General features: G+C 68.9%; 12 protein-coding genes. All 12 read left to right on the top strand.

The annotated features are described in order from the left end of the window. The first annotated feature begins 28 nt into the window (after positions 1–28). The 12 genes from K9U40_RS13165 to K9U40_RS13220 all read left to right on the top strand — a co-directional run bounded on the left by K9U40_RS13165 (position 29) and on the right by K9U40_RS13220 (position 14,222). A complete protein-coding gene (locus tag K9U40_RS13165; RefSeq protein WP_282890673.1) occupies positions 29–1,414 on the top strand; it encodes a UbiD family decarboxylase in 1,386 nt (461 codons plus the stop codon). A 57-nt stretch (positions 1,415–1,471) separates the two neighbouring features. Then, complete coding sequence (locus tag K9U40_RS13170) at positions 1,472–2,524, top strand: ABC transporter substrate-binding protein (RefSeq protein WP_282890651.1); 1,053 nt, start codon at positions 1,472–1,474, stop codon at positions 2,522–2,524. A 96-nt stretch (positions 2,525–2,620) separates the two neighbouring features. After that, a complete protein-coding gene (locus K9U40_RS13175) occupies positions 2,621–3,457 on the top strand; it encodes an ABC transporter ATP-binding protein (RefSeq protein ID WP_282890652.1) in 837 nt (278 codons plus the stop codon). Further along, positions 3,457–4,227 carry an ABC transporter permease gene (locus K9U40_RS13180; protein WP_282890653.1) on the top strand — a complete coding sequence of 257 codons (771 nt, stop codon included), beginning with the start codon at positions 3,457–3,459 and terminating at the stop codon, positions 4,225–4,227. The genes K9U40_RS13175 and K9U40_RS13180 overlap by 1 nt, the downstream gene beginning before the upstream one ends. A gap of 10 nt (positions 4,228–4,237) precedes the next feature. Next, entirely contained in the window at positions 4,238–5,077 is an 840-nt protein-coding gene (locus tag K9U40_RS13185) for a helix-turn-helix domain-containing protein (RefSeq protein ID WP_282890654.1), read from the top strand. A 199-nt stretch (positions 5,078–5,276) separates the two neighbouring features. After that, positions 5,277–8,273, top strand: coding sequence for a xanthine dehydrogenase family protein molybdopterin-binding subunit (locus K9U40_RS13190; RefSeq protein ID WP_282890655.1), 2,997 nt, complete (start codon positions 5,277–5,279; stop codon positions 8,271–8,273). Further along, positions 8,270–9,094, top strand: a complete 825-nt coding sequence (locus tag K9U40_RS13195; RefSeq protein ID WP_282890656.1) for an FAD binding domain-containing protein — start codon at positions 8,270–8,272, stop codon at positions 9,092–9,094. Before K9U40_RS13190 ends, K9U40_RS13195 begins: the two co-directional genes overlap by 4 nt. Then, entirely contained in the window at positions 9,082–9,600 is a 519-nt protein-coding gene (locus K9U40_RS13200) for a (2Fe-2S)-binding protein (protein WP_282890657.1), read from the top strand. Before K9U40_RS13195 ends, K9U40_RS13200 begins: the two co-directional genes overlap by 13 nt. After that, complete coding sequence (locus K9U40_RS13205; protein ID WP_282890658.1) at positions 9,593–11,137, top strand: AMP-binding protein; 1,545 nt, start codon at positions 9,593–9,595, stop codon at positions 11,135–11,137. The genes K9U40_RS13200 and K9U40_RS13205 overlap by 8 nt, the downstream gene beginning before the upstream one ends. Positions 11,138–11,179: 42 nt before the next feature. Further along, entirely contained in the window at positions 11,180–11,986 is an 807-nt protein-coding gene (locus K9U40_RS13210) for an enoyl-CoA hydratase/isomerase family protein (protein ID WP_282890659.1), read from the top strand. A gap of 99 nt (positions 11,987–12,085) precedes the next feature. Then, positions 12,086–12,397, top strand: a complete 312-nt coding sequence (locus tag K9U40_RS13215; protein WP_282890660.1) for a hypothetical protein — start codon at positions 12,086–12,088, stop codon at positions 12,395–12,397. A gap of 106 nt (positions 12,398–12,503) precedes the next feature. Then, complete coding sequence (locus K9U40_RS13220) at positions 12,504–14,222, top strand: thiamine pyrophosphate-binding protein (protein WP_282890661.1); 1,719 nt, start codon at positions 12,504–12,506, stop codon at positions 14,220–14,222. Positions 14,223–14,248: the final 26 nt, after the last annotated feature.

A 14,248-nucleotide genomic window follows, 5' to 3' on the forward strand; every position in this document is an offset into this window, starting at 1 on the left:
CCGCCCCGCCGCGCAGACCCCGCCGGACCTGCGCACCTGGCTCGCCGACCTCGCCGCCCGCGGCCGGCTCGCCGTGGCGCGGGAGAATGTGCCCCTCGCCCATGACCTCGCCGCCGTGGCGAAGCGCACCGAGCGCGACAAGGCGGTCCTGTTTCCCCATCCCCTGGGCTCCGACGGCAGGGTGCACGACATGCCGGTGGTGGTGAACCTCTTCACCCATCGCCAGTGGGTCGCAGATGCGCTCGGCGTGAGCGAGGACCAGCTGCTCCCCCATGTCCTCGCCGCCGCGGCGAAGCCGACCCCCTGCGTGGAAGTCACCTCCGCGCCGGTGCAGGACGTGGTCCACACTGAGGTCGATCTCCTTGCCCAGCTGCCCGTTCCTTCCCACAACGAGCTGGACAGCGGCCCCTACATCACCGCCGGGCTCCTGATCGCGCGCAATCCTGTCACCGGCGTGCAGAACGTCTCCATCCACCGCTGCCAGATCAGCGGGCCGAACCGCATCGGCGTGCTGCTGCTGCCGCGTCACACGCTCGCTTATTACCGCATGGCGGAGGAGGCGGGCGCGGCGCTGGAGATCGCCATCGTCATCGGCGCCCATCCGGCGCTGCTGCTGGCCTCCCAGGCCATCTGCGCGCTGGACGAGGACGAGATGGAGATCGCCGGCTCCCTCCTCGGGCGCCCGGTCGAGGTGGTGAAGTGCAAGACCAATTCGGTGCGCGTGCCGGCCTGCGCCGAGATCGTGGTGGAAGGCCGCATCCTGCCCAAGGTCCGCGAGCCGGAAGGCCCGTTCGGCGAGTTCCCGCAATATTACGGCCCTCGCGCCGCCCGCGAGGTGATCGAGGTGGATGCGGTGACCCATCGCCGCCATCCCATCTTCCACACCATCGTCGGCGGCTCGTTCGAGCATCTGGTGCTGGGCGGCGTGCCGCGCGAAGCGACCCTGCTGCAGCACCTGAAGCGCTCGTTCCCGAACGTACTGGACGTGCGCCTCACCCGCGGCGGCACCTGCCGCTATCATCTCGTCGTCAAGATCGACAACGAGCGCGAGGGCGAGGCCAAGAACATCATCCTGTGCGCCTTCGGCGGCCATTATGACGTGAAGCAAGTGGTGGTGGTGGACAAGGACGTGGACATCTCCAGCGCCGAGGAGATCGAATGGGCGGTGGCCACCCGCTTCCAGGCCGACCGCGACATGGTGGTGGTCTCGGGCGCGCTCGGCTCCAAGCTCGATCCCTCCACCGACGGCGGCATCAGCGCCAAGCTCGGCCTCGACGCCACCGCGCCGCTCTCCGACGATCCCCTCGCCTTCCGCCGCATCCGCGTGAAAGGCGAGGAGAGCGTGGACCTCAACGAAGCCCTCGTTAAGGATCCCAACGCCGCCTTCGCCCGCATCGTCGCGCAGGTTTCCTGAAAGCCATCACAGAAGCCGGGCGCCCAGCGCACCGGACACCAGACCGGGAGGATTGAAATGAACGACAGGACGACCCGCCGCCGCTTCACGGCCGGCACCCTCGCCGTGGCGATCGCCGCCGCGCTCGCCTCTGCCGGCGCCGCGCAGGCGGCGGACAAGGTGAAGGTGGGCATCAACAATGTGGTGTCGGACGTGGTGTTCCATCTCGGCATCGAGCGCGGCATCTTCGCCGCCGAGGGACTGGAGGTGGAGCTCATCGCCTTCGATTCCGGTCCGAAGATGATCGCCCCGCTGGGCTCCGGCCAGATCGACGTGGGCGCGGGCGCCTCCTCCGCCGGCCTCTACAATGCGGCCGCCCGCGGCATCAACATCAAGGTGGTGGCGGACAAGGGCTCCACCCCTGTCCACTACGATTACATGCCACTCATGGTCCGCAAGGAACTGGTGGACTCCGGCAAGGTGAAAACCGTCGCCGATCTCAAGGGGATGCGCGTGGGCTCGGTGGGCCCGGGCGCGGCCACCAACGCCAAGATGGCGCACATCCTCGCCAAGGCCGGCCTCACCTACAAGGACGTGAACCACAACTACATCGGCTATCCGCAGCAGATCGCCGCCTTCACCACCGGCGCCATCGACGCCGCCATCACCACCGAGCCCTCGGTGACGCAGGCGGTGAACAACGGCGTCGCCGTGCGCTTCGTGGTGGACGGCTATCCCAACCAGCAGGTGGCCGTGCTGCTCTATGGCGGCGACTTCATCGCCAAGCGCCGCGATATCGCCCAGCGTTTCATGAACGCCTATGTGAAGAGCGCCCGCATCTTCAATGACGCTACGGCGGGCGGCAGGTTCGACGGCAAGGGCGCCGACGAGATCATCAAGACCATCATGCGCACCACCGGCCTCAAGGATGCAGAGCTGTTCAAGACCATGATCCCCAACGGCATTGATCCCGACGGCAAGGTCGATGTCGCGAGCATGGCGCAGGACCTCAAGTTCTTCACCGAAACCGGCTATCTGGAACGGCCCGCCAAGGTGGAAGACGTGGTGGACACCTCCTTCGCCGATGCCGCCGTGAAGCAGATCGGCCGCTACAAGGCAGCCCAGAACTGAGCCTGCCGGGCGCCGCCCGCCGGCGCCCGGCCCGCGTCCTGGAAGCCCCAGCCGGCACGGAAAAGGGGCCCCATCTTGCATCCGGAGGAAGGATTCATGGCCGTCGTGAGCATGTTGAACGTAAAGCCGAGCCCGGCGGAAGCCGCGCCTCCGGTGCAGATCTCCCTGCGCGGCGTGCGCAAATACTTCGGGTCGTCCGGCTTCGTGGCGGTGGACGGCATCGACCTCGACATCCCGCAGGGCCAGTTCTTCGTCATCGTCGGCCCGTCCGGTTGCGGAAAGACCACGCTCCTGCGGATGCTGGCCGGCCTTGAGAGCCTCAGCGAAGGCACCATGAAGCTCAACCGGACGGACCCGAGTCGGCCGGAGAATTCCATGGTGTTCCAGGGCGACAGCCTGTTCCCCTGGATGACCGTCTACGACAACGCCGCCTACGGCCTCAGGATGCGCGGCGTGTCGGACAAGGACGTGGAGGAGAGCGTCAAGCTCTGGCTGGAGCGCATCGGCCTCTACCGCTTCCGCGACCGCTATCCCAGCCAGCTCTCCGGCGGCATGCGCCAGCGCGTCTCCATCGTGCGCGCCTTCGCCAACGATCCGGAAATCCTGCTCATGGACGAGCCCTTCTCGGCCCTCGACGAGCAGAACAAGATGCTGCTGCATGAGGAATTGCTGCGCATCTGGGAGGCCACCAAGAAGACGGTGGTCTTCATCACCCATTCGGTGGACGAGGCGGTGACGCTGGGCGACCGCATCATGATCATGACCGCCAATCCGGGGCGCGAGAAGGCCATCATCGACGTCCCCTTCGCCCGCCCCCGCAACGTGCTGGAACTGCGCCACGATCCCGCCTACGGCGATCTCGTGTTCCACATCTGGGAGCAACTCCGGGACGAGGTTCAGCGCGCCCGCATGAATGCCGAGGGAGGCAAGTGATGGCGAACAAGTCTGGCTATATCGGCGAGCGCTTCATCGGCCTCCTCACCCCGCTCGTGCTGCTGGGCATGTGGGAGGCTGCGGCCCGCACCGGGCTCATTGATGCCCGCTTCTTCCCGCCGCCCTCCAGCATCGTCCACACCTTCGGCGCGCTGATCGCCTCCGGCGAGCTGTGGACCAACCTCGTGGCGAGCCTTCGCCGCCTCTTCCTCGGGATGCTTCTGGGCGGGGTGCCGGCGCTGTTCCTCGGCCTCGCCATGGGCATCTCCAAGCCCCTGCGCGCGGCCATCGACCCGTTGATCTCGGCCACCTACCCCATCCCGAAGAGCGCCATCCTGCCCCTCGTGCTGCTCATCTTCGGCCTCGGCGAGATGTCCAAGGTGGTGATGGTGGCGCTGGGCGCCTTCTATCCCATCCTCATCAATACGGTGATGGGCGTCGCCAACATCGACAAGATCTACCTCGATGTCGGGCACAACTACCGCGCCAGCCGCTGGCAGGTGTTCCGCACCATCGCGCTGCCGGGGGCGCTGCCCTCCATCATGGCCGGGGTGAAGCTCGCCATGGGCATGGGCCTCATCCTCATCGCCATCTCCGAGATGGTGGCCGCCTCCGACGGCATCGGCTACATGATCTGGAACGCCTGGCAGGTGCTCACCGTTGACACCATGTATGTCGGGCTGTTGGTCATCGCGCTGCTCGGCTTTGTCTTCTCGGTCATTCTGGACGAGATCGAGCGCATGTTGATTCCGTGGAAGGCAAGGGCCTGAAGGAGGCCGGATGTCGAACGCGCTCCGGATCGCGCACGGCGCCTTCGGGCGGGTCGCCCTTCTGGACATGGACCGCCCGCTGGTGCGCCACGCGCATCCGCACTGCCACGTGCTGCTGAAGGTCGAGGGCGCGGACACCGCCTTCGCGGTCGGCGAGGGGCGCGTCCCCCTCACCGACCGTTCGTGCGTTCTGGTGAACGGCTGGGAGCCGCACGCTTATGTGCATGACCCGGACCGCCCGAAGACCATCATCCTCGCCCTCTATATCGAGCCGGACTGGCTGAAGACCTTCCGCCCCGGCTGGGTCGCCTCCGGCGGCGCCGGCTTCTTCGAGCAGCCGGGCGGGGAGGTCTCGCCGCGCATCCGTCGCCTCGCCCACGACCTCGCTGCCGCGATGATGGCCGAGCCCGACGCCAGGGCGGTCCACGAGGCGCTGCTGGCGGACCTCATGATCTCCGTGGTGGAGCGCTTCACCCCCTGGCGCAGCTTCTCCATCCGCGCGCTGGACGGCCAGCGCCGCATGGACTGGCGCATCCGCCGCGTGGTGGACGCCATGCGCGCCAATCTCGGGGAGGATGTGGACACGGCCGCCCTGGCGAAGGAGGCGGGACTCTCGCGCGCCCATTTCTTCCGCCTGTTCGAGGCCTCCACCAACGTGCCGCCGCGCATCTATCTCAACGTGATGCGGGTGGAGGCGGCGGTGGCCGCCGTGACCGGCGAGGACGGCAGCTTCACCGACATCGGCGAGCGCCTGGGCTTCTCGGCGCCCTCCCATTTCACCCGCTTCTTCCGCGACCATACCGGCGTCACGCCCACCGAATTCCGGGCCATTTCCCGCATCGCAATGTAGCTTCGCCCGCCTGCCAAATACTTGTTCAACAGCCATTTTCGCAGCCGGCACGCGGTTCACGCCCCACCGCAGCGCATCATTGCAAATGAGACTCCCCGGTAAAAGCTGAGACGACTCGGCATGGTCCGCGCCGCCCGCCCCCGGCACCTTCCCCGCTAACCAAAGCCCCGTCCGCGGAGCGAATGAGGGAAGCGCCGGAATGCTGGACATGCCGCAGGACAAGGCGGGGGAATGGGTCGGCCGCGCCATCGAGCGCGTGGAGGATGCCGCCCTTCTCTCCGGCGGCGGCCGCTATCTGGACGATCTGGGCGTGAAGCCCGGAACGCTCCACATGGCGATCCTGCGCGCGCCCCACGCCCATGCGGACATCGTTTCCATCGACCCCGCCGCCGCCAAAGCCCTGCCCGGCGTCGCCGCCGTGCTCACCGGCGCGGACGTGGCGAAGCTCACCACCTCCCTCGTGGTGGGAGTGAAGGCGCCGGTGGAATGCTGGCCCATGGCGGTGGACCGGGTGCGCTTCGTCGGCGAGCCGGTGGCGCTGGTCGTTGCGGAAGACCGCTATGTGGCGGAGGACGCCCTCGATCTCATCGAAGTCGCCTACGAGATGCGCCCGGCGGTGGTGGACCCCCTCGCCGCCATGGAAGACGGCGCGCCGCTGCTGCACCACGGCTTCCCGCGCAACATCGCCTCCGACCGCAGCTTCCGCTATGGCGACCCCGAGGCAGAGTTCGCGCAGGCCGCGCACCGCATCGCCATCTCGGTACGCTATCCGCGCAATTCCTGCACCCCCATCGAGACCTACGGTCTCGTTGCCGAATACGACCCGCACGAGGACGCCTATGACGTCCTCGCCAATTTCCAGGGCCCCTTCTCCATCCATGCGGTGATCTCGCGGGCGCTGAAGGTGCCGGGCAATCGGCTGCGCCTCAGGACACCCCGCGACAGCGGCGGCTCGTTCGGCATCAAGCAGGGCATCTTTCCCTACATCGTGCTGGGCGCGGTGGCCGCGCGGGTCGCGGGCCGGCCGGTGAAGTGGATCGAGGACCGGCTCGAACACCTCATGGCCTCGGTCTCCGCCACCAACCGCGCCACGACGCTCACCGCCGCGGTGACGCCGGAGGGGCGCATCACCGCCCTCGACTGGGACCAGGTGGAGGATTGCGGCGCCCATCTGCGCGCGCCCGAGCCGGCAACGCTCTACCGGATGCACGGCAACCTCACCGGCGCCTACGACATCAAGAACCTCGCCGTCCGCAACCGCGTGGTGGTGACGAACAAGTGCCCCACGGGACTGAACCGGGGCTTCGGCGGTCCGCAGGTCTATCTGGCCCTCGAACGGCTGATGCAGCGCATCGCGGTGGAACTCCGCCTCGATCCGCTGGAGGTGATCCGCCGCAACCTCATCCCGGCAGATGCCTTCCCCTATCGCACCGCCTCCGGCGCCCTGCTCGATTCCGGCGATTACCAGAAGACGCTGGAGGTCGGTCTTGAGGCCGGCCGCCTCGACGAATTGCTCGCCCGCCGCGACAAGGCCCGCGCGGCAGGCCGCATCTACGGCATCGGCTATGCTGCCGCGGTGGAGCCCTCGGTCTCCAACATGGGCTATATCGCCACCGTCCTCACCCCCGCCGAGCGCCGCAAGGCCGGGCCGAAGAACGGCGCGCAGGCCACCGCCACCGTCGCCATCGACCCGGTGGGCTCGGTCAGCGTCCACGTCGCCTCCGTTCCACAGGGACAGGGCCACCGTACCGTGCTGTCGCAGGTGGTGGCGGACGTGCTGGGGTTGCAGCCCTCGGACATCCGCGTGAATGCCGAGATGGACACGGCCAAGGACGCCTGGTCCATCGCCTCCGGCAATTATGCGAGCCGCTTCGCCGCCGCCGTGGCGGGCGCCGCGAAAATGGCGGCCGACCGCATCGCGGCGCGCCTCGCCTGCGTCGCGGCGGCGCAGCTCAACGTGCCGGCGGAGGACGTGATGTTCGCGGGCGGCAAGATCGCGGCGCGCTCCAATCCCGCCAATGCGGTGCCCTTCTCCCGCGTCGCCGCGCTCTCCCACTGGGCACCGGCGCAGTTGCCGGAGGGGGTGGCGCCCACCATCCGCGAGACGGTGTTCTGGACCCCGCCGGAACTCGCCGCGGCCGACGAGGGCGACCACATCAATTCCTCCCTCTGCCACGGCTTCATCTTCGATTATTGCGGCATCGAGATCGACCGCGACACGGGCGAAATCCGCATCGACCACTACGTGACCGCGCACGATTGCGGCACCATCCTCCACCCCGGCATGGTGGACGGGCAGATCCGCGGCGGCTTCGCCCATGCCCTCGGCGCGTCCCTGCTGGAGGAATATGCCTATGGGGAAGACGGCAGCTTCCTGACCGGCACCTTCGCCGATTATCTCGTGCCCACGGCCATGGAGGTGCCCGAGCCGGTCATCGTCCATACCGAGACCCCTTCCCCCTTCACGCCGCTGGGCGCCAAGGGCGTGGGCGAGGGCAATTGCATGTCGACCCCCGCCTGCCTCGCCAATGCGGTGGCGGATGCGCTGGGCATCACCGACGTGCGCCTGCCGCTGGTGCCCTCCGGTGTCGCGGCGCTGATCCACGGCGCCGAGCCGCCGGCCCCGGCGGGCGCCCGCGCCAAGCCCGCCCCCGCACCCACCGGCAAGGGCGAACGGCTCATGCGCGGCGGGGGCAGGGCCCGCGTTGGCGCGGCACCGGAGGCGGTATGGGCCATGCTGCTCGACCCGGACACGCTGGCCGCCATCATCCCCGGCGCGCACGATGTGCGCAAAGTCTCCGACACCAAGTTCACCGCCGACGTGACGCTCGGCATCGGCCCGGTGAAGGGGCGCTACAAGGCGCAGGTTTCGCTCTCAGATCTCGACCCGCCCAAGGCCGTGACGCTCTCCGGCAAGGTGGACGGCAACCTCGGCTTCGGCGGCGGCTCCGGCCGCATCACGCTGGCACCGGAGGGGGGCGGTGGGACGGAGCTGTCCTACACCTACGAGGCTTTCGTGGGCGGGAAGGTGGCGAGCGTCGGCGGCCGCCTTCTGGATGGCGCGGCCAAGGTCATCATCGGCCAGTTCTTCGCGGCGCTGGCCCGCAAGGCGAGCAGCGGCAAGGGGACGAAAAGCGGCCTCGTCTCCCGGCTCCTCGCCCGGCTCTCCTCCCTGCTCGGGAGGGACGCGCGATGAAGCCCGCCGCCTTCGATTACGTCCGCGCCGAGAGCGTGGCGGAAGCGCTCGCCGTGCTCGGCCAGGAGGGTTCCGACGCCCGCATCCTCGCCGGCGGCATGTCCTTCATGGCCATGCTCAACATGCGCCTCGCCCGACCGAAGGTGCTGGTGGACATCATGCGCGTCGAGCCCCTCGCGCGGCTGGAGGTGGGGAAGGGCGCGCTGAAGATCGGCGCCGGCGTGCGGCAGGCGCGGCTTCTGGCCTTCGACGGGCTGGAGAGCGGCGCCCCGCTCATCGCGAAGGCCCTGCCCTTCACCGGCCACGCCCAGACCCGCAGCCGCGGCACCGTGTGCGGCTCCATCGCCCATGCGGATCCGAGCGCGGAGCTCCCGCTCTGCCTCGTGACGCTGAGGGGCCATGTGCATCTGAAGAGCGCCCGAGCCGGCCGCAAGGTGGCGGCGGAGGATTTCTTCACCGGCATGATGGCCACCGCCAAGGCCGATGACGAGATGATCGAGGCGGTCTCCTTCCCCACCCCGAAGGGCGAGGGCACCGCCTTCCGCGAGATCGCCCGCCGCCATGGCGATTTCGCCATCGTCGCCTGCGCGGCGCTGGTCTCGGACAACGGCATCCGCCTCGGCGTGGGCGGCGTCGCCGACATGCCGGTGGCGCGGGACATCCCGCTGCTCGATGGCTCGGCGCTGGACGACGCGCTCAACGCCCTCGCCTGGGAACTGGACGCCCGCGACGACGTGCATGCGAGCGCCCGCTATCGCCGCGAGCTGGTGCGCCGCATCGGCCGCTCCACCATCGAGGAGGCGAAAAGATGCCGCGCCTGAGCGCCGATGCGCGCCACACCGTGCGCTTCATCCTCAACGGCCGCGAGGTGAAGGGTCAGGCCTCGCCGCGCACCCTGCTCTCCGATTTCCTGCGCCACCAGATCGGCGCCACGGGCACCCATGTTGGCTGCGAGCACGGCGTGTGCGGTGCCTGCACCGTGGACGTGGACGGGATGCTCACCCGCGCGTGCATGACCCTCGCCGTGCAGGTGGAGGGATGCGCCGTCCGCACCGTGGAGGGCCTTGCCCCGGCGCCGGACCGCCTGTCCGTCCTTCAGGCCGCCTTCCGCCGCCACCACGCCTTGCAGTGCGGCTTCTGCACCGCCGGCATCCTCATGTCGCTCGACGTGTTCCTGAAAGCCGTTCCGGACCCGGACGAGGAGGCGGTGCGCGATCTCCTCTCCGGCCATCTGTGCCGCTGCACCGGCTACACGCCCATCGTCCGCGCCGCGCTGGAAGCGGCTGCGGAGCTTCGCGAAGTCCAGGGGGAAACCACCCATGCTTGACCTCGGCACCAGCTTCCTCGCCAGCGTGGCGCGCGATCCCGGAGCCATCGCCATCGTGGACGGCGACCTGCGCCTCACCTATCGCGAATGGCTCGGCAAGATCGGCGCGCTGGTGGCGGCTTTCGACCGGCTGGGCCTGAAGCCCGGCGACCAACTGGTGAGCGTGCTCCAGAACCGCTGGGAAGCCGCCACGCTGCACTGGGCCTGCCAGTTCGCCGGCATCGTGATTGCCCCCATCAACTGGCGCGCCAAGGCCGACGAGATCGACTTCGCCCTCGAGAATGCCGAGGCCAAGGCCCTGGTGTTCGAGGAGGTCTCCGCCGAGGCCGCCCGCGGCGCGACGCGCACGGCCGGCCTCCTCGCCATTGCCGTGGGCACGAGCATGGAGGGCGCCGTTCCCTTCGGCGAACTCTTGGCGGAGGACGCGCCCGAGCCGCGGCCGCGGGCGGGGGCGGATGCCTGGTCCATCATGCTCTACACCTCGGGCACCACCTCCCGCCCCAAGGGCGTGCCGCGCCGTCACCGGACGGAACGGGCGGCGGGCATCGCCCATGTGGCGCAGAACCTCTACCGCCGGGGCGAGGTGACGCTCGGCGTGATGCCGCTCTACCACACCATGGGGGTGCGCTCGCTCATCGCCATGTCGGTCATCGGCGGCACCTTCGTGTGCCTGCCGCGCTACGACACCAGGAGGGCGCTGGCGCTGATCGCGCGCGAGCGCGTCACCAACCTCTATCTGGTCCCGACCCTCTATCACGACCTCGTCCACGACCCGGCCTTCGCCGCGACCGACGTGTCGAGCGTGCGCAAGCTCGGCTTCGCCGGCGCTTCCATGACCGACGGGCTGCTCAAGAAGCTCGATGCGGAATTCTCGCCCGAGCTGTTCGTGAACCATTACGGCTCCTCCGAAATCTACACCTTCACCATCGACCAGAAGGCGATCCTCAAGCCCGGCTCCGCCGGCCGCGCCGGCATCAACCAGATGGTGCGCGTGGTGCGCCTCGGCGCCCAGTCCGCTGACGAGATCGCGGCGACGGGCGAGGAGGGCGAGATCATCGCGCTGCTGGCGGGCGACGAATCCTTCGAGGGCTACTGGCGCCGTCCGGAGGCGGATGCGAAGTCGCTGCGGGACGGCTGGTATTTCACCGGCGACACGGGCTTTCTGGACAAAGACGGCGACCTCTTCGTCACCGGCCGGGTGGACGACATGATCATCACCGGCGGCGAGAACGTCTCGCCGGTGGAGATCGAGAGCTGCCTGTCGCTACACCCCGCCGTGTCCGAGGTGGCGGTGGTGGGCCTGCCGGACGAGAAATGGGGCAAGATCGTCGTCGCCTTCATCAAGCGCGCCGCGCCGGTGGAGGCCGACGAACTGGACGCCTGGTGCCGCACCTCCGGCCTCGCCAATTTCAAGCGCCCGCGCCGCTTCGTCTTCGTCGCCGACATCCCGAAATCCCCGGTGGGCAAGCTGCTGCGGCGCCAGCTCGTCGCCGGCGAATACACGCCGGAGGCGGCAGCTTCCCACCCCGTCGCCTGATCTCTTCTTGAAAACCCAAGATCATCCATAAGGAAGCACAAGATGGCCGTAGCCTATACCTTCGCCGACCCCCGCCTCGCCACGCTGGACGGCTTCGGCGTGGAGATCGATGAGGCCCGCGAGCGCGCCGACATCATCCTGAACCGCCCGCCCTTCAACATCGTCTCCATGCCTGAGCGCGACCAGCTGCGCCTCGTGTTCGAGACGCTGGACGAGGACGATCGCGTGCGCGTCATCGTGGTGCGCGCGGTGGGCGAGCATTTTTCCTCCGGCGGCAACATCAAGGGCTTCATGGAGGCGTCCCCCGAGGCCGTCTCCAAGCTCGCCTGGAACATCGCCGCCCCGGCCCGCGCCTCCAAGCCCGTGATCGCCGCCAACCGCGGCTTCTGCTTTGGCGTCGGCTTCGAACTGTCGCTCGCCTGCGACTTCCGCATCGTGACCGACACCACCCAATATGCCCTGCCCGAGCAGAAGCTCGGCCAGATCCCCGGCTCCGGCGGCTCGGCGCGCCTGCAGATGATGGTGGGCATCACCCGCACCAAGGACATCGTGATGCGCTCCAAGCGCATCAGCGCCCAGCAGGCCCTCGACTGGGGCATCGCCACCGAGAAAGTGGCGGACGCCGACCTCGAGAAGGCCACCGACGCCCTCGCGGACGAGCTGCGCACCTTCTCCCCCATGGCCCAGCGCACGGCGAAGAAGCTGCTCAACGACACCGAGGATTCCCCCCTCTCCATCGCCATCGAGCTGGAAGGGCATTGCTACAGCCGGCTGCGGCAGTCGCACGACTTCAAGGAGGGGGTCGAGGCCTTCCACGAGAAGCGCAAGCCCGCGTTCAAGGGCTTCTGACGATCGACACAAGCCCCTCAGGGGCCGGGAGGAAACAAGAATGGCTGCCCAGGATACGTCCCTTGCCCCCGCCGCCGTCGCGGTGGGGCGTATCTCGGCATGGCGAAGGCGACCGACCTCTCCACCATCGTGCCCTATGCGCTGGGCATCGCCTTCATGGGCAATGCGGGCTGCGCGCCGGTGCTGATCTTCCTCAACGGGCGCTTCCCTGCCGCCATGCGCGCCTCGGGAACGGGCCTGTCGTGGAACATCGGCTTCGCCAGCGGCGCCATGATGCCCACCTTCGTCTCGCTGGCGAGCCCGACGCCCTCGGACCTGCCGCTGCCGCTCTCCTTCTTCGCCGGCGGCGTGTTCCTGCTCTACCTCATCGGCACGCTCATCATCCCGGAAACCAAGGGCAATTTCCGGTAGGCTGGGCCTCCATCACGCTTGAGAGTCGCGCGCGGCGCGCGGCTCTCGCACCCCCGGCACTGCCGGGCAGGACCGCATACGGGCAAGACCACATACGGGCAGGACCATGGCGAATACGAAGACCTTGCGCTCCGGCGGCGAAATCCTGGTGGACGCGCTGAAGATCCACGGCGTCGATCGCGTCTTCTGCGTGCCGGGGGAGAGCTTCCTCGCCGCCATCGACGCCCTTGGCGGGGCGGACGGCGCCATCCGCACCATCGTCACCCGGCACGAGGCCGGCGCCACCAACATGGCGGAGGCCTATGGAAAGCTCACCGCGAAGCCCGGCATCTGCTTCGTCACCCGCGGGCCGGGCGCGAGCCATGCGGCCATCGGCGTCCACACCGCGGCGCAGGATTCCACGCCGATGATCCTGTTCATCGGGCAGGTCGGCTCGCACATGCGCCAGCGCGAGGCATGGCAGGAGGTGGACTATCCCGCCATGTTCGGCGGCATGGCCAAGTGGGTGGTGGAGATCGACCGCCCCGAGCGCATTCCCGAGTTCGTCTCCCGCGCCTTCCACGTGGCCACCTCCGGCCGCCCCGGCCCGGTGGTGGTGGCGCTGCCGGAGGATGTGCTCTCAGCCGAATGCGAGACGGCCGATGCCGACGCCTATCGGCGCGTTGCCGCTCATCCCGGCGCCGATGACATGGCGCGGCTTGCCGCCATGATCGGCGAGAGCGCGCGCCCCCTCGTGCTGGTGGGCGGCGGCGGCTGGACCACGGCCGCCTGCCGCGACTTCGCGCATTTCGTCGAGGCGTTCGATCTGCCGGTGGCGGCTGGCTTCAGGCGCCAGGACATCCTCGACAACCACCACCCCAATTATGTGGGCCATGCGGGGCTGGGGCCGAACCCGAAGCTGGTGGCGCGCATCCGTGCCGCCGACCTCATCATCGCCGTGGGCGGGCGGCTCGGGGAAACGACGACCAACGGCTATACCCTGTTCGAGCTGCCGCGCCCGGCGCAGCGCTTCGTGCATGTCCATGCGGACCCTCTGGAGCTGGGCCGCATCTATCAGGCCGACCTGCCCATCAATGCCGGAATGCCGGAGTTTGCCGCCGCCGCCGCGGCGCTGAAGCCCAAGGGCCCGACCGGCTGGCACACCCGCACGCCGTGGAGCGACGCGGTGAAGGCCGCGCGCGCCGACTATGAGGCCGACCAGGCCCCCGGCCCCATGCCCGGCCGGCTCGACCTCGGCATGGTGATGCTGCATCTGCGCGAGGTGCTGCCCAAGGATGCCATCCTCACCAATGGCGCCGGCAACTACGCCATCTGGGTCCACAGGTTCCACCGCTACGGCGGCTTCCGCACCCAGCTCGCCCCCACCTCCGGCGCCATGGGCTACGGCCTGCCGGCCGCCATCTCGGCGAAGCTCTATGATCCGGCGCGGGAGGTGATCTGCTTCGCCGGCGACGGCTGCTTCCTCATGAGCGCTCAAGAGCTGGCCACCGCCTGCCAGTATGAAGCGGGCGTGGTGGTGCTCGTGGTCAACAACAACATGTATGGCTCCATCCGCGCCCATCAGGAGCGCGAATATCCCGGCCGCGTCCACGCCACCACGCTGGAGAACCCCGACTTCCCCGCCCTCGCCCGCGCCTATGGCGCGTTCGGCGAGAAGGTGGAGGAGACGGGGACCTTCCCCGACGCCCTCGCCCGCGCCCGCGCCTTCGCTGCCGAGCACAGGAAGCCCGCACTCCTCGAACTCGTCATTGATCCCGAGGCCATCACCCCCTCGACCACGCTGACCGCCCTGCGCGAGGCGGCGCTCAAGGCCGGACACGGCTGAGCAGAACAGGCCGTCACGACGGCCGG

Origin of the sequence: Xanthobacter autotrophicus (genome assembly GCF_030015065.1) — a bacterium.
GTDB classification, from domain to species: Bacteria; Pseudomonadota; Alphaproteobacteria; order Rhizobiales; family Xanthobacteraceae; genus Xanthobacter; species Xanthobacter autotrophicus_D.